Source organism: Xanthobacter lutulentifluminis (assembly GCF_043194675.2).
Taxonomy (GTDB): domain Bacteria; phylum Pseudomonadota; class Alphaproteobacteria; order Rhizobiales; family Xanthobacteraceae; genus Xanthobacter.
On record NZ_CM195525.1, the window covers coordinates 2,167,746 to 2,190,212 of the forward strand.

Here is a 22,467-nt window from a genome sequence, read left to right on the forward strand (position 1 = left end):
CCTCAGCGCTGCATCACATAGGTGCCGGGCGCCGGACCGAGGACGGGATAGCCCGGGCCGCCCAGCGTCGGCAGGCTGGCGGGGCCGCCGGAACGGGCCGACAGCCACGCCTCCCACGCCGGCCACCACGAGCCCTCGGAAGGCGGGGTCGCCTCCACCCATTCGTCGGGGCTGAGATGCAGCTCGCCGTGCTTCGTCTCATGCAGGCGATAGTGGCGGTGCTTGTGGCCCGGCTCGCTGACGATGCCGGCATTGTGCCCGCCGGAGGTGAGCACGAAGGTGACGTCGGTGTCGGTGAGCTGGTGGATCTTGTAGACCGAGCGCCACGGCGCCACGTGGTCGCGCTCCGTCCCCACCACGAACAGCGGCACCCTGACGTCGAGGAGCGACACCGGCCGCCCCTCCACCGCATAACGCCCGGCGGCGAGGTCGTTGTCGAGGAACAGGCGGCGCAGGTATTCCGAGTGCATGCGGGCGGGCATGCGGGTGGCATCGGCGTTCCAGGCCATCAGGTCGTTCATGGCCGGGCGCTCGCCCATCAGGTATTCGTGCACCACGCGCGACCACACGAGATCGTTGGAACGCAGCATCTCGAACGCGCCGGCCATCTGCCCGGCGGAGAGATAGCCCTGGTCCCACATCATGCTTTCGAGCGTGTAGAGCTCGCTCGGGTCCACGAACAGCTGCAGCTCGCCCGGCTCGGTGAAGTCGGTCTGCGCCGCGAACAGGGTGACGGAGGCGAGCCGGTCGTCGCCGGCGCGGGCCATGGCGGCGGCGGCGATGGAGAGCAGCGTGCCGCCGAGGCAATAGCCGACCGCATGGGTCTTCTGGCCGGGCACGATGGCATTCACCGCGTCGAGCGCGGCCATCACGCCCTCGCGGCGATAGTCGTCGAAGCCGAGGTGCCGGTCCTCCTGCGTCACGTTGCGCCAAGAGATGCAGAATACCGTGTGGCCCTTCGACACCAGATACCGCACCAGCGAATTTTCCGGCGACAGATCAAGGATATAATACTTCATGATCCAGGCCGGGACGATCAGCACCGGCTCGGCCGCCACGCTTGCGGTGGCGGCGCGATACTGGATCACCTCGATGAGGTGGTTGCGGAAGATCACCTCGCCGGGGGTAACGGCGACGGTCTCGCCGGGCACGAACGCCTCGGTGCCGGCGCGCGGCTGGCCCGCGGCCTTGCGCGCCAGATCCTCCATGAGGTTGCGCGCGCCGTTCATGAAATTGGCGCCACCGGTCTCCCGCGCCCGGCGGATCACCTCCGGATTGGTGAAGGGCGCGTTGGAGGGCGAGAACATGTCCAGCATCTGCCGCGCCGCGAACGCCACCACAGCCTCATGGTGGGGCGCGGTGCCCGGCACGCCGTGGGTGGCGTTGTGCCACCACTGCTGGTTCAGCAGGAAGGCCTGATACCAGAAGCGGAACGGCCAGTCCTGCCACACCGGCGCGCTGAACCGGTCGTCGCCGGGCAGCGGGCCGATGCAGTTGGGGAAATTGCGGTCGAAGGTGGAGGCGATGGCATAGGCGCCGAAGCGGGCGGCCTTGCGCCACGCCTTCACCGCCAGCTCGGCCTGCTTGCCGGGCGCCATGGACAGGTGCATGGCCCAGTCCATGTACGCGAGCGCCAGCGCCGCCGGGGAGAAGCCGCCCGTGGCGCGCGCCATGAACGCCGCCGTCGCCCGGTTCACCGCCTGCAGGGCTTCGGGGCCGGCCCCGCCCTCGAAATCCTCATCGTCGTGGCAGGCGATGCGGGCCCACACCTCCGCCATCACCCGCCCGGGATGCGGCAGCTGGGTGAAATCCATGGCCGGCCGCGCCCCCGCGGCGGGGGGAGCGGCTGCCGGAGCGGGGGCGCCGGACGGAGCAGGAGGCGCCGCGGCGGCGGACCCGGCCGGCGTGCCGGAGGCCGGGGCAGCGACATTTGCGGGCGGAAGACGGTTCTCTCGGGGCATGGACCGGTCTCTTCAGGTTCGTCGTCGGGCAGCGCGGCACACGGCGTGGCTCCTGTCCTGCCGCCGCCTCGGGGCCGTTTCATGGCGCTGCCGTCTCGGCATTCGACCTGACAGCATCCGTGCCTCGGCCGGCCGCGCCATGATGCGGGTCAATCACGCGCCAGCGCCTTGCGGTAGCGGGAGAGGAACCGGCCCGGCCGCCGCCGGAACAGCGCGCCATGCGCCCGCCGCGCCTTCTTCCGCAGCCGCTTCTGCGCCCGCGCCATGGCCAGGTCCAGCCGCTCCCGCGCGCCCTCGGAAAGCGGCGGTTCGGCGGCATGGAGCATGGGCCGGAGGATCTCGATGTCCTGATGGGCGCCGAGGACATCGCGCAGGCGCTGCGCCTTGCGGGCGCGCTTGCCGCCCCGGCCGAAGGCGCTGTGCAGGAAGCTCATCTGGTAGCGGTGGACCACCACGCCCTTGCGCGCCTCGTGCAGGTGCTCGGGGGTGTCGAGCGCGGCGCGGCGCGCCTTGCGATAGGCCCTGCGCAGCCCCTCCCCCACGTCGGTCGCCGCCGCATCGGCACCGAGATCCCCCGCCAGCGCGGCCCGGGCCTCGGTCAGGAAGCCGCCCAGCGCCGCCCGGTGGGCACCGGCCTCGCCCGGCTCGGGCGTGTCGGTGCCGACGGCGGTGCGCGCATCACCGGCATCGCAGGCGATCAGCAGTCCGCCGGCCTCCAGAATATCCAGCGCCTCGGCCGCCGCCGCCCGGTCGCGCGCGCCGGACAGGCCGCGCGCCACCTCCGCCGTGTGGCGACGCGCCTCCTGAGCCCGCGTGCCCGGCACGAGGCGCAGCAGCGCGCGATATTCCTTCATGGCCTTGCGGGCGTCGTGGACCATCTCCACCGGATCGGGATCGGCCGCCGCCTGCTTGAGGGTCTCGAGCACGCCCTCCAGCGCCGCCAGCAGCCGGGCGCCCGCGCCGCCGGGAACGGCCGGGGGCGGATCGCCGGCCGGGATATCCGCCGGGGGCGGCGCCGAAGGCCCGGTTCGCGTGTCCATCGCGGGTCCACCTCGCATGGTTCGGCGATCTGCGCCCCCCGAGGGGCAGCATCACCCCCCAACAGATAGGACCATGGCGCTCGCAATGCCACCCGCGCCGGCGATGGCGATGAGCGCGCGCCCGCCGGAAGCCCGCAGCCGGTGGAAGGCGCGCACCGCCAGAACCGCCCCCGAGGCGCCGATGGGATGGCCGCGGGCGAGCGCGCCGCCGCCCGCATTCACCCGCTCCGGGTCGAGACCGGCCAGCGCGATGGTGGCGAGGGCCTGCGCGGCATAGGCTTCCATCAGCTCCACGTGTTCGAGGTCGCCGGCGGACAGGCCCAGACGGTCGCACAGCGCGCCGATGGCCTCCACCGGGGCCAGCGCCGGCATCAGCGGATCGCCGCCGCGCGCGAGCGCGCCGAGGATGCGCGCCCCGCCCTCCCCTGCCGGCCCCAGCAGCACCAGCGCCGCCGCATCCGCCACCACCGCGGTGGTGGCGGCGGTGACGCCGTGCGCGGCATCGCCCGCCAGCACCGGCAGCCGGGCGAGCAGCCGCACGGAAAGATCCCGCGCGAACGGGTCATCAGCCGCGCCGGCCACCGGCACGATCTCCCCCGGCGGGAGCGGAAACGCGCGCGCCCGCCGGTGGCTCTCCACTGCGAAGGCCTCCTGCGCGGCGCGGGCAAGGCCATGCCGGCGCGCCAGCTCGGCGGCGGCGGCGGCCAGCTCCGGCTCGCGCTCCGGCCAGGGGGTGAAGGCCGGCTGGCGATAGAAGCGCGGCGCCTCGTCCCGGCCATGCGGGCGATGGGCGCGCAAAGGCGCGCGGCTGAAGCTCTCCACCCCGCCGGCGATCACATAGCGCGCCTCCCCGGCGGCGATCCGCGCGGCGCCGAGGCGGATGGCATCGAGGCCGGAACAGCATTGGGTGTCGAGGGTCAGCGCCGGCACGTCCTGCGGCAGGCCGGCGGCCAGCGCCGCGACGCGAGCGACATTGCCGCCGCCGGAGAGGGCATTGCCAAGGATCACCTCGTCCACCGCCCCGGGGCCGATGCCGGCATCGGCGAGGAGCGGCGCGATGAGCGGGGCGGCGAGCAGCGCCGGCTCCACGTCGCGGAACGCCCCGCCGCGCGGCACCACCGCCGAGCGGCGGGCAGCGTGGAGCGCGACGGCGCTCACGCCAGAGGCTCGCAGCCGCCCGGCCACAGCCGGGCGATGGCGGCAAAATCGGTCTTGCCGGATGCGGTGAGCGGCCAGTCGGCGACCCGCGCATACAGGCGCGGCACCTTGAACAGGGGCAGGCGCGGGCGCAGCCATGCGGTCAGCTCGGCGCGGGTGGCCGCGCCCTCCTCCGAGAGAGCGAGGAAGGCCACCAGCCGCTCGCCGCGCTTGCCGTCCGGCACGCCGAGCACCGCCGCCGTCTCCACCGCCGGATGCAGCTCCAGCACCCGCTCCACCTCCTCCGGATAGAGGTTCTTGCCGGAGGTGACGATCATGCGCTTGGCGCGGCCGGCGAGGAACAGGAAGCCGTCCTCGTCCAGCCGCCCCATGTCGCCGACGCTCAGTTCCGGCCCGTGGCGCAGCAGGTCGTCGCTCTCCCCGGTGGCATAGCCGGTGAAGAGGAACGGGCTTTCCACGAACACGAGGCCCGTGCGGCCGGCGGGCAGGCGGCGGCCGGCGCGGTCGCGGATGGCGAGGCGCACGCGGTCGAAGGCGCGGCCCACCGAGCCCTCCGGCACCTGCTCGTGTGCCTTGGCGACGGTGATGAAGGAGAGCTCGGAGGCGCCGTAGAACTCGGCGAACCCCGCCCCCGGCAGGTGCCGCGCCAGCAGCGCCTTGCGCCCGGCCGGCCATTTGGCGCCCGAGCACAGCACCAGCCGCACGCTGTCCAGCGTCGCGTCCTCCGCGTCCAGATGCTCGAGCAGCAGCGCCAGCTGCGTCGGCACGCCGTAGAGCACGCTGGCGCGGTGGCGGCGGGCAAGATCGGCCACCGCGCGGGGGCGGAAGGCGCGCGAGAGGATCACGTGGGCGCCGGCGTCGATGCCCCGCGCCAGCGCATAAAGGAACAGGGAATGGGTGAGCGCGCCCGGCGCCAGCACCACGTCCGCCGGGCCGATGCCGAACTCGCGGGTGTCCGCGTCGAAGCTCTCGGTCCAGGAGGCATGGGCGCGACGGTAGCCCTTGGGCACGCCGGTGGAGCCGGAGGTGAAGCCCACATAGAACGGCAGGGCGCCATCCGGCAGCGGCAACGCGGCGGCCTGCCCGGCGCCGACGGCCTCGGCGAGCCCGGCCATGCCCTGCTCCCTCGGAACACGCACACCGCCATCCGCCCCGCAGCTCACGAGCAGGCCGGGCGCCATGCGGGCGAGCATCTGCGCCCGCAGGGGGGCCGGCCATGCGGTATCCATCACCTGCCCCTCCCGCCCGGCATGGGCGGCAGCGAGGAACAGCACCGCCAGCGCCGCGCCGTTGGGCAGGTCCAGCGCGATGCCCCCGGCCGGCGCGGCGGCGAAGCGGCCGGCGCAGCGCGCCACCAGCGTCGCGAGCGCGCCATAGGTGAGGATCTCGCCCTCGCAGGTGAGGGCCGGGGCGTCCGGCCGCGCGGCAGCGTGGCGGGCGAGGTTCCGCGTGATGCTCACGGACGGGGCTGGGCCGCGATGGACCAGTTGCGCAGCACGGTGGTGGCGAGCACCGTGGCGCCCACCGCCTTGAGGAGGTCGCCCGGCAGGAACACGGCCGAGCCGATGAGCGCCTTGGACAGGCCGATGCCGGCCACCATGGCCAGCACCGGGATGCCGAACAGGTAGACCACCCCGATGCCGCCCACCACGGCTGCCACGAAGGCGGCGGCGAAGGCCGGCAGGCGCGGAGCCAGCCGCTCGGCGAGGAAGCCCACCGCATAGGCGCCGGCGATGTAGCCGATGAAGAAGCCCGCCGACGGCCCGGCGAGGATGCCGAGCCCGCCACGGCCGCCCGACAGAAGCGGCGCGCCCAGCAGCACCACGAAGGCGAACAGCGCCACCGCGGCTGCCCCCCCGCGCGCGCCGAGCAGCAGGCCGGCCAGCATCACGCCGAGGCTCTGGGCGGTGATGGGCACGCCGGCGGCGAGCGGCATGTACAGCGGCGGCACGAAGCCGAGGGCGCCGATGAGGGCGGCCACCAATGCGATGCGGACGAGGGTGCGGGTGTCCATGATGGTCCTCACGGTTCGGGCGTTTCGGGGGGCGGGGCGGCAAAGCCCCGGGCATCGAGCGCCTCGGCCACCTGATCGGCGGTGGCGAGCGCGCCGGAGAAGAAGGCGCCGATGAGCACGAGGCCCGGCCGGCGGGGGCTGCGGGCGCGCCAGGCTTCCTCGCGCCCGCGCCAGCTGGCGAGCAGCACCGGCACGAAGCGCAGCACCAGCGCCACCGCCAGCGACAGGCGCTCGGGATCGAGCCCCAGCCGCGCCAGCGGGCGCAGGGGCACGGCGAGGGCGTCCATCATGTCCTGCAGGCGGGTGGAGAGGGTGACGAGATCGGCGATCAGCACCATGACGGCGATCCGCAGCACGCTCGCCACCGCGATCGCAGGCGATGCCGCCCAGATCTGCAGCGCGAAGATGATGGCGAGCAGCGGCAGCAGGCTCCGCCACTCCAGGATGCGATCGAGCCCGCGCCTGCCGAAGGAGGCATAGACGATGAGCACCGCCGCCAGCACCAGCGCGAGGATGATCGGATCGGTGAGCGGCAGGATGAGGATGGACAGCAGCGCGAGCGCGATCAGCTTCACGCCCGCCGGGGTCCGGTGCAGCAGGCTGTGGCCGGGCAGGTAGCCGGCGATCACGCGCCCGGCTCCCCGGCGGCGATGCGCCGACGCCCGGTGTTCGCCGCGGCGGCGCCGGGGGGCGTCTGCTCCTGGGCGGCCGCGCCGAGCCGGCGGGCCTCCTCCACCGCAGCGGCGGCGCGGGCCTTCGCGTCGGCCTCATAGAGGGGGATGACCTCTCCGGGCGTGCCGTCGGCGGCCACCATGCCGCCCTTCAGCCACAGCACCCGGTCGAAGCCGTCGAACAGGTGCAGGTCGTGGCTCGCCATCACCACCTGCAGGTCGAGGGCGGCGAGCCGCGCCGCGAAGGCGAGGCGGGCGGAAAGGTCGAGGGCGGAGAAGGGCTCGTCCAGCAGCAGCACGCGCGGGCCCGCCGCCAGCGCGGCAAGGATGCAGACCAGCTGCTTCTGGCCCTCGGAGAGATCGGCCACCGCCCGCTCGCCCCAGCCGGCGCAGCCGTGACGGGCCAGCAGACGCTCGGCGGCGGCGTTGGCCTCGGCCTTGGGCACGCCCTGCGCGATGGGGCCGAACGCCACTTCCTCGCGCACGGTGGGGAAGATGATCTGGTGATCCACGTTCTGGAACACGAAGCCCACCTGGGCCGGCAGGCGACGCCGGTCGCGCCGGCTGTCGAGGTCGCCCACGGTGACGCTGCCCGCATCCGGCAGCACGAGCCCGTTGATGAGGCGCAGCAGCGTGGACTTGCCGGAACCGTTGTCGCCGACGAGGCCGATGCGGCGCTCGGCCAGGGTCAGGCTGAGGCCGGAGAACACCGCGCGTCCGCCCCGGGTCACCTCCACGCCGGCCAGCCGGACAGGCCCCGCCTGCCGGATGGGCTGCTGCTGCGGGCTAGGGCGGAAGATGGCCATCGCACCTCTCGGAACCGCGCGCCGGCGGCTGTCAGCGGGGCGGGCGCAGGCCCGCGTCGGGAAACGGCGGCGGCATGCTTCGTCGCCGCGCGCTGCCGTCGCACGCCACGGCCGCCCGCGCGCGATGACGCCGCAGCGATGCGCTCCTTCGATTAGCCGGTTTTCGAGCCGCCGCAAACCCTCGGGCAGGGACCGGCGAGGGAAGCGCGTGCGGCGCCTTGCGCATCCGGGCACCGGCGACGCATCCTGCCGTCGAGGCATGGGGGACACGAGATGGGCCGGAGCGCGAACCAGTTCCTTCTGCGGCGGGCGTCGGAGCACGGGCACCACCGGGTCACCTTCGTCGAGCTGTTCTTCGATCTCGTCTTCGTCTTCGCCATCACCCAGCTGTCGCACCACCTCCTGCACGATCTCTCCCTCACCGGGCTGCTGCAGACGCTCATCCTCTTCATCGCGGTCTGGTGGGCGTGGATCGACACCGCATGGGTCACCAACTGGCTCGATCCCGAGCGCAAGCCGGTACGGCTCATGCTGCTGGTGCTGATGCTGGTCGGGCTCGTGCTTTCCGCCACCCTGCCGAAGGCGTTCCACGAGGGCGCGCTCCCCTTCGCGCTCGCCTATGCCACGTTCCAGACCGGGCGCTCGGCCTTCACCATCTGGGCCGTGGGCCGCCACGATCCCGCCCAGGCCCTGAACTTCAGGCGCATCCTGTGCTGGCAGGCGCTGGCCGCGGCGCTGTGGATCGCCGGAGCCCTGGCGCACGACGGCCTGCGGCTGGGGCTCTGGGCGGCGGCGGTGGCGCTGGAGAGCCTCGCGCCGGCGACCGGCTTCTTCGTGCCGGGGCTCGGCGCCTCGAAGGCGGCGGAATGGCGCGTGGAGGGCGGGCACATGGCGGAACGCTGCGCGCTCTTCATCATCATCGCGCTGGGCGAATCCATCCTGGTCACCGGCGCCACCGCCGCCGACCTCGCCTGGACGCTCCACAACGTCGCTGCCTTCGTCACCGCCTTCGTCGGGACCGTCGCCATGTGGTGGATCTATTTCGACACCGGCTCCGAGCGCGCCGGCGCACGCTTCGCCCACGCGGGCGAGACCGGGCACATGGCCCGGCTCAACTACACCTACATCCACCAGATCATCGTCGTCGGCATCATCGGCTGCGCCGTCTCCGACGAGCTGATCCTCGCCCACCCCGGCGGAGAGGTCTCCACGGCGACGGCGACCGCCATCGTCGGCGGTCCGGCGATCTACGTGCTCGGCTGCGGCCTGTTCAAATATCCCCTGCTCGGCCGCATCCCGCTGTCCCATCTGGTCGGGATCGCCCTGCTCGTCGCGCTGGTCCCGCTTTCCGGCTTCTTCAGCCCGCTGGGGCTCGGGGCCGCCGCCACCGTCGCCCTGCTGGTGGTCGCCGCCTGGGAGGGAGCGTCCGTCCGCCGGATGACGGCGCAGGCGGAGGGGTAAGAGGCCGCCCGCCGGTTTTCGAACCGCATCGATCCCGATTGATTTCCGGCGCGGCGGGGCGCATAAATCCCGCCGATCAAATCGATTAAAATCCGGCGGCGGCGGATCGCCGGATGCCCGTCGAGAGGGGAGTGGTTCATGTCCGGTCAAGGCGAGCAGCCCGAGAAGCACGGTCTCAAGCTCAGGTCGCAGCTCTGGTTCGACAATCCCGACAACCCCGGCATGACCGCGCTCTATCTCGAGCGCTACCTGAATTTCGGCCTCACCCGCGAGGAGCTGCAGTCCGGCAAGCCCATCATCGGCATCGCCCAGACCGGCTCCGACCTCTCCCCCTGCAACCGCCATCACCTCGACCTCGCCAAGCGCGTGCGCGACGGCATCGAGGCCATGGGCGGCGTGCCGTTCGAGTTCCCGGTCCACCCCATCCAGGAGACCGGCAAGCGCCCCACCGCGGCGCTCGACCGCAACCTCGCCTATCTCGGGCTGGTCGAGATCCTCTACGGCTATCCGCTCGACGGCGTGGTGCTGACCACCGGCTGCGACAAGACCACCCCCGCCTGCATCATGGCCGCCGCCACCGTGAACATCCCGGCCATCGTGCTCTCGGGCGGGCCGATGCTGAACGGCTGGTGGAAGGGCGAGCGCACCGGTTCCGGCACCGTGGTGTGGAAGAACCGCGAGCGCTTCGCCGCCGGCGAGATCGACTATGACGAGTTCATGGACGTGGTGGCGTCCTCAGCCCCCTCGGTGGGCCACTGCAACACCATGGGCACCGCCTCCACCATGAACGCGCTGGCCGAGGCCCTGGGCATGTCGCTGCCCGGCTGCGCCGCCATTCCCGCCCCCTACCGCGAGCGCGGCCAGATCGCCTACGACACCGGCAAGCGCATCGTGGACATGGTGTGGGAGGACCTGAAGCCCTCCGACATCCTCACCCGCGAGGCGTTCGAGAACGCCATCCGCGTGAATTCCGCCATCGGCGGCTCCACAAACGCGCCCATCCACCTCAATGCCATCGCCCGCCACGTGGGCGTGCCGCTGAACGTGGACGACTGGCAGGCGGTGGGCCACAAGATCCCGCTGCTGGTGAACCTCCAGCCCGCCGGCGAGTATCTCGGCGAGGAATTCCACCGCGCCGGCGGCGTGCCGGCGGTGGTGGCGGAGCTGATCGCGAAGGGCAAGATCCACGAGGGCGCGCTGACCGTGAACGGGCGCACCATGGGCGAGAACTGCACCGGCAAGCTCTCCTGGGACCGCGAGGTCATCAAGGCCTATGACGCGCCACTGAAGGAGGATGCCGGCTTCATCGTCCTGCACGGCAATTTGTTCGACAACGCGGTGATGAAGACCTCGGTGATCTCCGAGGAGTTCCGCCAGCGCTTCCTCTCCAACCCCAGGGACCCGGAGGCCTTCGAGGGCCGCGCCGTGGTGTTCGAGGGGCCGGAGGACTACCACCACCGCATCGACGACCCGTCACTGGGCATCGACGAATACACCCTGCTGTTCATCCGCGGCACCGGGCCGCTGGGCTATCCCGGCGGCGCCGAGGTGGTGAACATGCAGCCGCCGGCCGCCCTCATCAAGAAGGGCATCCATGCCCTGCCGTGCATCGGCGACGGCCGGCAGTCCGGCACCTCGGGCTCGCCCTCCATCCTCAATGCCTCGCCGGAAGCGGCGGCCGGCGGCGGCCTCGCGCTGCTGAGGACCGGCGACCGGGTGCGCATCGACCTCAACACCTGCACCGCCGACATCCTCATCCCGCCGGAGGAATTGGCCCAGCGCCGCGCCGACCTGCAGGGCCACGGCGGCTTCCCCATGCCCGCCAGCCAGACCCCGTGGCAGGAGATCCAGCGCTCCATGGTGGCCCAGTTCGACGAAGGCATGGTGCTGAAGCCAGCGGTGAAGTACCAGCGGGTCGCCCAGACCATGGGCGTTCCCCGCGACAACCACTGAGCAGACATCATGAGCGAAGAGGCGGCGCCCGGCGTACCCGTCGGCGCACCGGTGGAGGGCGGCCCCGCGCGGGCGCCCTCGCCCGTGACCCTGGAAGGGCGGCACGTCCGCCTCGTGCCGTTCGATGTCGAACGACACGCGGCCGGGCTGTTCGCCCTGTCCCACGGGGCGGAGAAGGAGGCCCTGTGGGCCTACCTGTTCCCGCCGCCGTTCCCGGATGAAGCCGCCTTCGCCCGCGCCTACGCCGAGGCCGCCACCAGGGCGGACCCGCTGCTCCTCGCCATCGAGGAGACCGCCGGCGGCCGCCCGGTCGGCCATGCCACCTACATGCGCATCGAGCCGGCGCATCGGGTGATCGAGGTCGGCAACATCCTCTACACCCCGCCGCTCCAGCGCACGCCGGGGGCGACGGAGGCCATGTACCTCATGGCCCGCCATGCGTTCGAGGATCTCGGCTTCCGCCGCTACGAATGGAAGTGCAACGCCCTGAACGCCCCCTCGCGCCGGGCCGCCGAGCGGCTTGGCTTCAGCTTCGAGGGGCTGTTCCGCCAGCACATGATCGTCAAGGGCCGCAACCGGGACACCGCCTGGTACGCCATGCTCGACACCGAATGGCCGCGCGCCAAGGCGGCGTTCGAGGCGTGGCTCGACCCATCCAATTTCGACCCAGACGGGCACCAGCGCCGGCGGCTGGACGACATCCGGGCCGCGCTCTGACGCGACCCGCAAGGAAGGAAGAGGAACGCCATGGCAGGACGACTTCAAGGCAAGACCGCGCTGGTGACGGCGGCGGGACAGGGCATCGGCCGCGCGATCGCGGAGGCGTTCGTGCGCGAGGGCGCGCAGGTGATCGCCACCGATCTCGATGCGGGAAAGCTCGACGGGCTTTCCGGCGTTCAGGCCCGCGCCCTTGATGTGCGCTCCACTGCCGCGGTGAACGCGCTGGCGCAGGCGCTGCCTGCCCTCGACGTGCTGGTGAACGCCGCCGGCTACGTCCACCAGGGCAACATCTTCGACACCACCGAGGCGGACTGGGATTTCTCCTTCGACCTCAACGTGAAGTCCATGCACCGCACGCTCTCGGCCTTCCTGCCGGGGATGCTGGCGAAGGGCGGCGGCTCGGTCGTCAACGTGGCTTCCGCCGCCTCCTCCATCCGCGGCGTGCCCAACCGCTATGTCTACGGGACCACCAAGGCGGCGGTGATCGGCCTCACCAAGCAGGTGGCGGCGGATTTCATCCTCAAGGGGGTGCGCGCCAACGCCATCTGCCCCGGCACCATCCAGTCGCCCTCGCTCGACGAGCGCATCGCCGCGGTGGCTGGCCAGACCGGGCGCTCGCTGGACGACGTGCGCGCGGACTTCGTCGGCCGCCAGCCCATGGGCCGGCTCGGCACGGCGGAGGAGATCGCGGCGCTCGCGCTCTATCTCGCGTCCGACGAAAGCGCCTTCACCACGGGGCAGATCCACATCATCGACGGCGGCTGGGCGCTCTGAGCGGCGGCGGGAGGAACCACATGCATATTCTCGTCATCGGCGGCGCCGGCATGGTGGGCCGCAAGCTCATCGAACGCCTTTCCCGCGACGGCCGCCTGGGCGGCAAGCCCATCACCCGCCTCACCGCCCACGACGTGGTGGCCCCGAAGCCGCCCGAGGCGCCGTTTCCCATCGATACCCGCGTCTCTGACCTCTCCGTGCCCGGCGAGGCGGAGGCGCTGGTGGCGGAAAGGCCGGACGTCATCTTCCACCTCGCCGCCATCGTCTCGGGCGAGGCGGAGGCGGATTTCGACAAGGGCTACCGCATCAACCTCGACGGCACGCGCCACCTGCTGGACGCCGTGCGCGTGATCGAGGGCTATGTTCCCCGGCTCGTCTTCACCTCGTCCATCGCGGTGTTCGGCGCGCCGTTCCCGGAGGCGATCCCGGACGAGTATTTCCACACGCCGCTCACCTCCTACGGCACGCAGAAGGCCATGGGCGAGCTGCTGCTGGCGGACTACACGCGGCGCGGCTTCCTGGACGGCATCGGCATCCGCCTGCCTACCATCTGCGTGCGTCCCGGCCTGCCGAACAAGGCGGCCTCCGGCTTCTTCTCCGGCATCATCCGCGAGCCTCTGGCCGGGCAGGACGCTGTCCTGCCCGTGTCGGAAGACGTGATGCACTGGCACGCCTCGCCACGTTCGGCGGTGGGCTTCCTGATCCATGCCGCCACCATCGACGGCGCGACGGTGGGCCCGCGCCGCAACCTCACCATGCCCGGCCTTGCCGTGACCGTGGGCGAGCAGATCGAGGCGCTGCGCAAGGTGGCCGGCGACACGGCGGTGGCGCGCATCCGGAAGGCGCCGGATCCGGTGATCGAGGGCATCGTCGCCGGCTGGCCGCGCAGGTTCGACGCCGCCCGCGCGACGGAGCTCGGCTTCAAGGCGGAGAGCTCGTTCGAGGAGATCATCCGCATCCATATCGAGGACGAGCTCGGCGGCAGGATCGCCGGCTGAACGGGCCGGCGGCGGGGGCAAGCCCTACGCCGCCACCCCCGACAGGCGGAAGGCGATGCGCCGTTCCAGGCTCGCCAGGGCGGCGCCGAGATCGGTCAGGAGCCGGTCATAGGCCGCGCGCCGCTCTCCCGGTGGCGCGGTGCGGGGCACCTCGGGGATCTGCCAGGTCTCGCTGCGCACCGGCCCGATGAAGGCGAGGCGCCGCATCGCCCGGCGCGCCTCCTCGCCCAGCGCCACCACCGCATCGAGCCGCGGGGCGCCGGACAGGGCGAACAGCTGCGCCGGCTTCGGCGCGAGCCCGTCGCTCCGCAGCCCCGCGCCGCCCAGGCAGGCGATGAGCGCGGGGTCCACGAGGCCCGGCACCAGCGCCGCGGCGCTGAAGGCGCGCAGGTCCGGATGGGCCTCGAACGCCAGCGCCTCGGCCAGCAGGCTCGGTCCGCCGTTGTCAGGGCACAGGAACAGCACGGTCGGCCGCCCGTTCATAGACATCGCATCTCCTCGGCCGGGACGTGCCCGGCCTCCCTCCGCCCCCGCGACGATTCGGCATTCTAGAGGGCACCGCCGACGCCGGTGTGACATCCTCGGCGCCGCCGCCGCGCAGAAGGCGTTAACCATTCCGCAAAACTTCCCGGGTGAAGGATCAAACGCTGGCGAACGTCGTGATTCGACTTGGAGTTCCGCGCCGGCGCGTCGAATTCGGAGAAGAGTCATGGCCAAGAAGCCGGAAGTGACGAGCAACGAGGTGAGCCGCATCGCCGCCAAGGCCCTGAAGGAGCCCGGCAGCCTCACCCACGACGAGATCCGGGCCCTGGCCGGCTCCGCGCTCACCCAGGCCCCCGACAAGGTGAAGGCCGCCGCCAAGGCGCCGGCAACGAAGGCCGCGAAGGCCCCCGCCACCAAGGCGGCTGCCAGGCCTGCGGCGGTGAAGCCTGTGGCGGTGAAGGCCGCCGTCCCCGCCAAGGCCGCTGCCCCGGCCAAGACTGCGGCTCCGAAGGCCGCGGCTCCGAAGGCTGCGGCTCCCAAGGCCGCTGCCGCCAAGGGCTCCACCGCGGTGAAGGCCGCCACCGGCAAGGCTGCCCCTGCGAAGGCCGCGGCTGCCAAGCCGGCTCCCAAGGCGGAGCCCGCGCCGGCCAAGACCGAAGCCAAGGCCAAGACCGAAGCCAAGCCCGAGACCAAGCCGGCCGCGAAGCCGGCGCCGAAGGCCCCGGCCAAGACGACTACCAAGGCGACTACCAAGCCGGCTGCCCAGGCCGCGAGCAAGACCGCGCCCAAGGCTGCGGTGAAGGCCGCCGCGACGTCCGCTGCCGCACCGGCCCCGGCCGAGGTGAAGCCCGCCGAGGCGAAGGCCGAGACTGCGGCCAAGGTCGCCGCCAAGCCGGCCGCCAAGACTGCGAGCAAGGCCGCTCCGGCGAAGGCGCCCGCGCGCAAGCCCGCCGCCAAGGCCGAGGCCGCGGTGAAGGTCGAGACCCCCGCCCCGGCCAAGGCGCCGGCGAAGGCAGCTCCGAAGGCTGCGCCCAAGGCTCCCGCCAAGCCCAAGGCGCCGGCCGCCAAGACCGCCCGGGTGGCCGAGGTGAAGAAGTCGGCCCCCGCCGTCGCCAAGGCTCCGGCGAAGTCTGCTCCGGCCAAGGCCGCTCCGGTCCGCGGCCGCGGCCGCAAGGGCTGACCCGCCACAGGTTCCGGCGATCCGGACCGGCGCGGCACCCCCGGCCGGCCCGGGTCACGACCGGCTGAAAGGAAAAACGCCGCCGCCCGGCTCCGGGCGGCGGCGTTTCTGTCTGGACGAGGTCCGCCTATTGCGGGGCGAGCGGTCCGGCGCGGCCGACGTTGAAGATCTGGACCCGCCGGTTGATGGCCGCGTCGGGATGCTTGGGGTCCTGCAGGGATTCCTCGCCGACACCCACCGCCTCGACCCGGCGGGGATCCACCCGGAAGGTGGTGGTGAGGGCATTGGCCACCGCATCCGCCCGCTGCTGGCTGAGCGTCAGGTTGTGCTCGCGCGTGCCGGTGGCGTCGGTGTTGCCCACCACGAGGAAGCGGTAGCCCAGCAGCACCGGATTGTGCATGGCATCGGCGATGGAGCCGAGGGTGCGGTAGGACGCCGGCTTGATCATGGCGGAGTTCAGGTCGAACTCGATCTCCACATTGATCTGCGCCAGCTTGTCGAGCTGGACCGCGAGCGGCGGGCGGCTTTCCGGCGGGCCGGAATACTGCATGTGCGCCAGGGCGAGCCCGCGCAGGGACTCGGCGGAGACCTGCGGCACGTCGTCGATGGCGCTTTGCAGGCCCTGGACGATCTGGCTGTTGGGGGTGAACGCCTGGGCCGCGGCGGGGGCCCCGCCGAGCATCGAGGAGGCGCAGGCGAACGCGGCGCAGGCGAGCACCGGAGCGAGGCGCCGGCGGGCGGCAAATCGGAACGTGGACATGTCTCGCCCTCCCCTCACTGCTGATTGTAGCCGGCGTTGACCAGCGCAGCGGTGCACGTGGCGCTCACCACCTTCGACGCCTCCAGCAGGCAGGAGACGATGTTGCCGTCGCCCGGCACGAGGCCGGGGCAGAACTGGGCGGCGTCGCGGTTGCAGACCTGGTAGACCTGCTTCTGCGCAACGGCACGGGCCTCGGTCATCTCGCGGATGGAGGCGTGGTTGGCGGCGCAGGCCGCGGACAAGCGGCCCGAATTGGTCGCGAGGCAGTCGTGGATCGCCCCGTTGCCGAGATTGAGCCCCCGGCAGAGCTTCATGATGTCGTCGCCGCAATGCTGCGCCAGAAGGCCGGCAGCCTGGGCATAGCTGACGGTCTGGGCGCGCGCCTGCCCGCCGGCGAGCGCGAGCAGCGCCGCCAGAACTAGTCCTGCGAATCGCATGTGGTCCCCCCAATGTCCCGCTATAGCGGGGCCGCCATCATCACGGCTGCGTCGGGTGGGTCAACTGCCGCTCCGGGCACCATGGCGCGCCGGGGCATGCGGCGCCTGAATCACGGCCTGCGGGTGGCGGTGTCCGCGTAAGTGCCGGCCTCGATCTCGTCGCCGGCCGCGCCCACCACGCCCAGCGGATCGGCGGCGAGCTCGAGGTCGGTGGCGTCGACCGCCGTCACCGGCGCCGGCGCCATCTGCCGCCGCGGCGCCAGCAGCACGTGGGCGCCGACCGCGGTGACGGCGAAACCGGGCAGCAGCACCATCATCGCCACCAGCGGCGAGGGAAACAGCACCGCGAGCGAGGTGCCGAGGAAGCCGCTGCCGATCTGCAGGAAGCCCATCAGCGCCGAGGCCGCTCCGGCGATGGGCGCCACGCCCGCGAGCGCGGAGGTGGTGCAGCCCGGCAGCATCAGGGCGATACCGCAGGCCCACAGGGAGATGGGCAGCATGACGCTGGCGGTGGACAGCGGCAGCAGCTGGGGCGAGAGCGCGAGCCCGGCGGCGCCGGCCGCCACCAGCGCCAGTCCGGGGGCGACAAGGCTCTGGGCGCTGTGGCGCTTGAGCAGCGGCCGGGCGATGAGCGTGCCGGTCATGAACGCCCCGGTCTGCAGCACCATGGCGAAGCCGAAGCCGGTGGGCGAAAGCCCCACGCGCTCGATCAGGATGAAGGGCAGCAGGGCCGAGAGGGTGTAGATGCCGCCGAGGCCGCACCCCGCCGTCAGCGCCGGGCGCATGAAGGCGCGGTCGGTGAGCAGCCGCCGGTAGTTGCGGGCGATGCCGCGCGGCGAGGCGTGGGCCCGGTCGGGCGCCCGGTTGGTCTCCGGCACGCGCAGCGCCAGCACGGCGACCAGCACCAGGCCATAGGCCGCCATCACCACGAAGATCACGTGCCAGCTGGCGACGCCGAGCAGGATGCCCCCGAGCGTGGGCGACACCGCCGGCCCGATGGCCAGAAGCGTCCCGATGAGGTTCATGATCCGTGCCGAGGCCTGCCCGGTGTACTGGTCGCGCACCAGCGCGCGCGACAGGGCGATGCCGGCGGCGCAGCCGATGCCCTGGAGCGCCCGGCCGGCGATGAGCAAGCCGACGCCGGGGGCCAGCATGGCCACCACGCTGCCCACCAGATAGATGCCGAAGAAGCCCAGCGCCACCGGCCGCCGGCCGAAGGCGTCCGAGAGCGGCCCGCAGGCCAGCTGCGAGAAGGCGAAGCCGAGGAAGAACACCGTGAGGGTGAGCTTCACGGTGGCGATGGAGGTGCCGAAGGCCGTCACCAGCGTGGGCAGGGCCGGCGTGTACATGGACAGGCTGATGGGCCCGAGCATGACCATCAGCCCGCCGATGACGGCCACCTCCCGCTCGGTCATCAGCGGCCCCGGCGCGGAGGAGGCAGGGGTGGCGGGGGTGGCGGGCGCGGCAGGCGAAACCGGCGCGGAGGCGGAGCCGTGCATGGCGGGCCTCACTTCTCGTCCCGGGCGCGGTGCTCGCGCGCGAGGTTGTCGCGCAGCCGCAGCAGCAGGCCGCGCAGGATCTCCTGCTCGTCCGCCGACAGGCCGCAGGTGGCCTCACGCCGGGTGGCGGCCGCGGTGTCGGCGATGCCTTCGAGATAAGGCGCGGAGGCGGGGGTGAGCGCCACGATCTTGGCGCGCCGGTCGGTGGGGTCGGCCTCGCGGGCCACCACACCGGCGGCCTCCAGCCGGTCGAGGAAGCCCACCAGCGTCATGGGCTCCACGTTCATCTTCTCGGCCAGCGCGCCCTGCCTGAGGCCGGGATGGGCGTTCACATAGGCAAGCGTGCGGGCCTCGCCGGCGGTGAGGCCGAGGCCGGCCTGCTCGAAGGCGCGGTCGATGCGGGCGCGATAGAGGCGCGCCGCCTCGACCAGCACGAAACCGAGGGCGGGCTCGCGGGCGGAGCCGCGCTGGGCGGGGGAGACGGGGGCAGACGTCATCATGATAAGGGACAGATATAGTAAGTTGCCCTTACTATCAAGACAGGCACCCCCGCATTGCGCTCGCGTCAGGGGGCGCTATGTGTGGCGCAGACCCACGGAGACCGTCCATGCCCTGGTCCCTCACCATCGGCCGGATCGGCGAGACCGCCATCCGCATCCACGTCACGTTCCTGCTGTTCCTGGTCTGGATCTGGGCGGCCTATTACCGCTCCGGCGGGTCGCAGGCGGCGTGGGAGGGCGTGCTGTTCGTGGCGCTGCTGTTCGGCTGCGTGCTGCTGCACGAGCTGGGGCATGTGTTCGCCGCCCGCCACTACGGGGTGAAGACGCCGGACATCACGCTGTGGCCGTTCGGCGGCATCGCCAACCTCGAGCGCATCCCCGAGAAGCCCTCGCAGGAGCTGGTGGTGGCCATCGCCGGGCCGCTGGTGAACGTGGTGATCGCGCTCGCGCTGCTGATCGTGCTCAGCCTCACCCTCAACGGCACCGACATCAAGCCCGAGGACCTCGCCAAGATCGAGGACCCGCGCACCTCCATGCTGGTGAAGCTCGCCGGGGCCAACATCTTCCTGGTGCTGTTCAACCTCATCCCCGCCTTTCCCATGGACGGCGGGCGGGTGCTGCGCGCGCTGCTGGCCATGAACATGGGCTTTGCCCGCGCCACCGCCACCGCCGCCTCCATCGGCCAGGGCCTCGCCATCGGCCTCGGCCTGCTCGGCATCTTCACCAACCCCATGCTGATGATCATCGGCGTGTTCGTGTTCCTCGCCGCCTCCGGCGAGGCCGGGCAGGTGCAGCTGCGCGAGGCTTCGCGCGGGCACATCGTGGCCGACGCCATGATCACCCATTTCGAGCACCTCGGCCCGCAATCCACCGTGGATGACGCCGTCGAGGCGCTGATCCGCTCCACCCAGAAGGAGTTCCCGGTGGTGGACGGCGGCGGCCGGCTGCGCGGCGTGCTGACCCGCGACGCCATGATCCGCGCCCTGAAGGAGCAGGGGCCGCAGACCCCCGTGATCGAGGTGATGCAGGCGGACATCCCCACCGTGGACGCCCGCTCCAAGCTCGATGCGGCGCTGAAGCTCATCACCACCGCCCAGGCCCCGGCCGTGGGCGTGGTGGACGGCACGGGCCGCCTCGTCGGCCTGCTGACGCCGGAGAATGTGGGCGAGCTGATGATGATCCACGTGGCGCGCGGCGAGGGGCGGAACTCCCCCCTCAACCACGGCGCCTGACCCCGGGCGACCGCGCGGGGAGCAGCCGTTCACGGCCGCGCGGCACCGGCCTCAGGACATGAGACCGGTATAGACCGCGAACAGCAGGAAGGCCCCCATCAGCATCCGGTAGATCACGAACGGCCAGGCGGAGAGCTTCTCCATCACCTTCATCAGGCCCCAGATCGCCACGAAAGCGGAAAGGGAGGCCGTGGCCAGCCCGATGGCGAGCACGGTCCAGCCTTCGGCGTCGAGGCCCGCGTGATGGAGCTCCAGCAGCTCCTTCACGCCCGCGGCGAAGATGGCGGGCAGGCCGAGCAGGAAGGAGAACCGGGCAGCATCCTCGCGCTTGAGGCCGAGGAACATGGCGGCTGTCAGCGTCGAGCCCGAGCGCGACACGCCCGGGATGAGGGCGCCCACCTGGGCGACGCCGACGATCAGCGCATCGATGATGCCGATCTGGCTGAAGCTGCGCGCATGGCGGCTGACGAGCTCGGCCACCGCCAGCAGGAGCCCCATGACGAGGCTCGCCGCGCCGATGACCCACAATTCACGCAGGGACGAGCCGCAGGCGTTCAGCTTCGTCTTGAGGAGCAGGCCGGCGATGACGATGGGAATCGTGCCGAGAATGATGCCGAGCACCACGCGCGGAGCATGGGCGCGATAATCCCCCGCCCGCACGGCCGAGAGCGTTCCGCAGGCCAGCTCGCGCAGGTCCTGCCGGAAATAGCTGACCACGGCGACCAGCGCGGCGAGCTGCATGGCCGCGGAGAAGGCCGAGCCCGGATCGGGCCAGCCGAGGAAGGCCGGCACGATCCGCATGTGCGCGGTGGAGGAGATGGGCAGAAGCTCGGTGATCCCCTGGACCACGCCGAGAAGCGCGATCTTGGCGGGACCCAGGGCGACAAATCCGGTGTCGACCCCGCTGGTGCAGACGCTGGCCATGTGACGGGTTTCCCCTGCGTGGGAAGAAGGCACGATCGGCGCGCGAATACAGTATCGACCGCAACGCGGACCCTGCCTTGGCGCAGCTTTGACTAGCCGCTTTCCACGCTCAACGGAACAGACGGACCTGCGTGCTCTTAGCGCAGGGAAGGCGGGGATGGCATCCGAAACCCGTTGGCCGCCTCAAGCAGAGCCCTGTTCTTGAAGATGTTTTTATAGCGGCACCCCTCGCGAGGCCGCGACATTTGCGCCTCCGCCGTCTTCCCATGGGTCACAGACCGCTGCGTGACGCGCGTCAGCGCCCGGCCTTACCCCCAGATTACGGAAAGCCATCCGCACATCCGTGTAAATTAACACTCTGATTTCAGCGGCAGAAATTCAGTCCTGATCCAAATGCACTGCCCGATACGACCTTACGTCAAAGCATCCGGCGATTGAAAAAGCGGAAAGAACCAAATCAGTTGTCATCAATCCGGCAATGGCGGCAGGCATCGAAGCAGACCGCCATCGGGCAGCGTATATCTTTCATTCCCCAAGGTAATGATATGGCGGACAAGACGATAGCGGCGCAGCGGCACGAAACGCATGACGATGCGAGCCGTGGAAGCGGGACGCATGGAGCGGACGTCGTCGCCCCTCCCGCCGCCCCCAACGAAGCCGCCCGTGCGGCAGAGTCTGCGCGCGCGGACCGGCTGGTGCTGGGCGGGCTGCTTGCCCTGGTCGCGATCATATCGTTCGCGTTCCTGGCCGTCCTGATCGCCGGCCAGAGCATCGATTGAAAACAGCGCCTCCCCAGGGAGGCGCTGCATCAGCACATTGCGGTGTCAACGACCTGAAGCCCGCAGACCGGCCCCCCGGGGGGGGGCCCTCTCAGGCGCCGACCGCCTCGGCCTTCGGCGCCTCGATCTGGCGGACGCGGTCCATCACCGCCTTCTGCACCTTCTCGAAGGCCCGCACCTCGATCTGCCGCACCCGCTCGCGGGAGACGCCGAACTCGGCTGCGAGGTCCTCCAGCGTCATGGGGTCGTCGGTGAGGCGGCGCGCCTCGAAGATGCGGCGCTCGCGGTCGTTGAGCACCGAGAGCGCGCCGGAGAGGGCCGAGCGGCGGTTGTCCAGCTGCTGGCTCTCGGCGAGCTGCTCTTCCTGGTCGAGCCGCTCGTCCACCAGCCAGTCCTGCCACTCGCCGCCTTCCGAATCCTCGCGGATGGGGGCGTTGAGGGAGGCGTCGCCGGACAGGCGGCGGTTCATGTCCACCACGTCCTGCTCGCTCACGCCGAGCTTGGTGGCGATCTGCTGCACCTGATCGGGGCGCAGGTCGCCCTCCTCCAGCGCGGAAATCTGGCTCTTGGCCTTGCGCAGGTTGAAGAACAGCTTCTTCTGCGCGGCCGTGGTGCCCATCTTCACGAGGCTCCACGAGCGCAGGATGTATTCCTGGATGGAGGCGCGGATCCACCACATGGCATAAGTGGCGAGGCGGAAGCCCTTCTCGGGCTCGAACCGCTTCACCGCCTGCATGAGGCCCACGTTGCCCTCGGAGATGACCTCGGAGATGGGAAGCCCGTAGCCGCGGTAGCCCATGGCGATCTTCGCCACGAGGCGCAGATGGCTCGTCACCAGCTTGTGAGCGGCATCTCGGTCGCCGTGCTCGCGCCAGCTCTTCGCGAGCATATATTCCTCTTGCGGCTCCAGCATGGGAAACCGCCGGATCTCCTCGAGATACCGCGAAAGCCCGCCTTCGGCAGACGGGACGGGCATGGACTTGGACTGGGCCATCGTAAGGCCTCCCTTTCCCCGCGGTCCCCATGCGGGCGACCACCACTGCGGCCGCATGACGCCCGCCGCAACACTCAATGATACAGATACGAACGGAACGCCGATAGGTTTCATCCGCTCACG

Annotated in this window: 22 protein-coding genes; 8 read left to right on the forward strand and 14 right to left on the reverse strand. The window is 71.6% G+C overall.

Going from position 1 to position 22,467, the window contains the following annotated elements:
- Positions 1-2: 2 nt before the first annotated feature.
- The 7 genes from V5F49_RS09875 to V5F49_RS09905 form a co-directional block, all read right to left on the reverse strand.
- Complete coding sequence (locus V5F49_RS09875) at positions 3-1,814, reverse strand: PHA/PHB synthase family protein (RefSeq protein WP_394117482.1); 1,812 nt, start codon at positions 1,812-1,814, stop codon at positions 3-5.
- Between the two features lie 296 nt (positions 1,815-2,110).
- A complete protein-coding gene (locus tag V5F49_RS09880) occupies positions 2,111-3,001 on the reverse strand; it encodes a CHAD domain-containing protein (RefSeq protein WP_394117481.1) in 891 nt (296 codons plus the stop codon).
- Between the two features lie 51 nt (positions 3,002-3,052).
- Positions 3,053-4,159, reverse strand: coding sequence for a thiolase family protein (locus V5F49_RS09885; RefSeq protein WP_394117480.1), 1,107 nt, complete (start codon positions 4,157-4,159; stop codon positions 3,053-3,055).
- On the reverse strand, positions 4,156-5,619 hold the full coding sequence (locus V5F49_RS09890) for an AMP-binding protein (protein WP_394117479.1): 1,464 nt from the start codon (positions 5,617-5,619) through the stop codon (positions 4,156-4,158). The genes V5F49_RS09885 and V5F49_RS09890 overlap by 4 nt, the downstream gene beginning before the upstream one ends.
- Complete coding sequence (locus V5F49_RS09895; protein ID WP_394117478.1) at positions 5,616-6,173, reverse strand: biotin transporter BioY; 558 nt, start codon at positions 6,171-6,173, stop codon at positions 5,616-5,618. Before V5F49_RS09895 ends, V5F49_RS09890 begins: the two co-directional genes overlap by 4 nt.
- An 8-nt stretch (positions 6,174-6,181) precedes the next feature.
- Positions 6,182-6,802 (reverse strand): energy-coupling factor transporter transmembrane component T family protein, encoded by a 621-nt coding sequence (locus tag V5F49_RS09900; RefSeq protein WP_394117477.1) that lies wholly within the window; start codon positions 6,800-6,802, stop codon positions 6,182-6,184.
- On the reverse strand, positions 6,799-7,650 hold the full coding sequence (locus V5F49_RS09905) for an energy-coupling factor ABC transporter ATP-binding protein (protein ID WP_394117476.1): 852 nt from the start codon (positions 7,648-7,650) through the stop codon (positions 6,799-6,801). Before V5F49_RS09905 ends, V5F49_RS09900 begins: the two co-directional genes overlap by 4 nt.
- A 273-nt stretch (positions 7,651-7,923) precedes the next feature.
- Here V5F49_RS09905 and V5F49_RS09910 point away from each other — a divergent pair, with 273 nt between their 5' ends.
- From V5F49_RS09910 to denD, 5 genes are all read left to right on the forward strand, one after another.
- Positions 7,924-9,111, forward strand: a complete 1,188-nt coding sequence (locus V5F49_RS09910) for a low temperature requirement protein A (RefSeq protein ID WP_394117475.1) — start codon at positions 7,924-7,926, stop codon at positions 9,109-9,111.
- 138 nt (positions 9,112-9,249) lie between these two features.
- Entirely contained in the window at positions 9,250-11,064 is a 1,815-nt protein-coding gene (locus V5F49_RS09915) for an IlvD/Edd family dehydratase (RefSeq protein WP_394117474.1), read from the forward strand.
- A 9-nt stretch (positions 11,065-11,073) separates the two neighbouring features.
- Complete coding sequence (locus tag V5F49_RS09920) at positions 11,074-11,781, forward strand: GNAT family N-acetyltransferase (protein WP_394117473.1); 708 nt, start codon at positions 11,074-11,076, stop codon at positions 11,779-11,781.
- A gap of 30 nt (positions 11,782-11,811) precedes the next feature.
- Complete coding sequence (locus V5F49_RS09925; protein ID WP_394117472.1) at positions 11,812-12,558, forward strand: SDR family oxidoreductase; 747 nt, start codon at positions 11,812-11,814, stop codon at positions 12,556-12,558.
- 20 nt (positions 12,559-12,578) lie between these two features.
- Positions 12,579-13,556 carry a D-erythronate dehydrogenase gene (gene denD, locus V5F49_RS09930; RefSeq protein WP_394117471.1) on the forward strand — a complete coding sequence of 326 codons (978 nt, stop codon included), beginning with the start codon at positions 12,579-12,581 and terminating at the stop codon, positions 13,554-13,556.
- A gap of 24 nt (positions 13,557-13,580) precedes the next feature.
- Here the strand turns inward: denD and V5F49_RS09935 are convergent, their stop codons facing one another.
- On the reverse strand, positions 13,581-14,045 hold the full coding sequence (locus V5F49_RS09935; protein ID WP_394117470.1) for a hypothetical protein: 465 nt from the start codon (positions 14,043-14,045) through the stop codon (positions 13,581-13,583).
- A 220-nt stretch (positions 14,046-14,265) separates the two neighbouring features.
- On the opposite strand from V5F49_RS09935, the gene V5F49_RS09940 reads away from it, so the two are divergent.
- The gene (locus V5F49_RS09940) at positions 14,266-15,219 is read left to right on the forward strand and encodes a hypothetical protein (protein ID WP_394117469.1); all 954 of its coding nucleotides are present in this window, start codon (positions 14,266-14,268) and stop codon (positions 15,217-15,219) included.
- Between the two features lie 127 nt (positions 15,220-15,346).
- On the opposite strand, the gene V5F49_RS09945 is transcribed toward V5F49_RS09940, so the two are convergent.
- The 4 genes from V5F49_RS09945 to V5F49_RS09960 all read right to left on the reverse strand — a co-directional run bounded on the left by V5F49_RS09945 (position 15,347) and on the right by V5F49_RS09960 (position 18,415).
- Positions 15,347-15,979 carry an OmpA family protein gene (locus tag V5F49_RS09945; protein ID WP_394117468.1) on the reverse strand — a complete coding sequence of 211 codons (633 nt, stop codon included), beginning with the start codon at positions 15,977-15,979 and terminating at the stop codon, positions 15,347-15,349.
- A 14-nt stretch (positions 15,980-15,993) separates the two neighbouring features.
- Complete coding sequence (locus V5F49_RS09950; RefSeq protein ID WP_394117467.1) at positions 15,994-16,416, reverse strand: cysteine rich repeat-containing protein; 423 nt, start codon at positions 16,414-16,416, stop codon at positions 15,994-15,996.
- 110 nt (positions 16,417-16,526) lie between these two features.
- Positions 16,527-17,915: a multidrug effflux MFS transporter gene (locus tag V5F49_RS09955; protein ID WP_394117466.1), complete on the reverse strand. Its 1,389-nt coding sequence runs from the start codon at positions 17,913-17,915 to the stop codon at positions 16,527-16,529.
- Positions 17,916-17,923: 8 nt separating this feature from the next.
- Positions 17,924-18,415: a MarR family winged helix-turn-helix transcriptional regulator gene (locus V5F49_RS09960; protein WP_394117465.1), complete on the reverse strand. Its 492-nt coding sequence runs from the start codon at positions 18,413-18,415 to the stop codon at positions 17,924-17,926.
- Positions 18,416-18,522: 107 nt separating this feature from the next.
- On the opposite strand from V5F49_RS09960, the gene V5F49_RS09965 reads away from it, so the two are divergent.
- A complete protein-coding gene (locus V5F49_RS09965; RefSeq protein ID WP_394117464.1) occupies positions 18,523-19,647 on the forward strand; it encodes a site-2 protease family protein in 1,125 nt (374 codons plus the stop codon).
- 51 nt (positions 19,648-19,698) lie between these two features.
- Here the strand turns inward: V5F49_RS09965 and V5F49_RS09970 are convergent, their stop codons facing one another.
- Positions 19,699-20,571, reverse strand: coding sequence for an undecaprenyl-diphosphate phosphatase (locus V5F49_RS09970; protein ID WP_394117463.1), 873 nt, complete (start codon positions 20,569-20,571; stop codon positions 19,699-19,701).
- Positions 20,572-21,116: 545 nt separating this feature from the next.
- On the opposite strand from V5F49_RS09970, the gene V5F49_RS09975 reads away from it, so the two are divergent.
- Positions 21,117-21,350, forward strand: coding sequence for a hypothetical protein (locus V5F49_RS09975; protein ID WP_394117462.1), 234 nt, complete (start codon positions 21,117-21,119; stop codon positions 21,348-21,350).
- Positions 21,351-21,441: 91 nt separating this feature from the next.
- Here the strand turns inward: V5F49_RS09975 and rpoH are convergent, their stop codons facing one another.
- Positions 21,442-22,344 carry an RNA polymerase sigma factor RpoH gene (gene rpoH, locus V5F49_RS09980; RefSeq protein WP_394117461.1) on the reverse strand — a complete coding sequence of 301 codons (903 nt, stop codon included), beginning with the start codon at positions 22,342-22,344 and terminating at the stop codon, positions 21,442-21,444.
- Between the last annotated feature and the right edge of the window lie 123 nt (positions 22,345-22,467).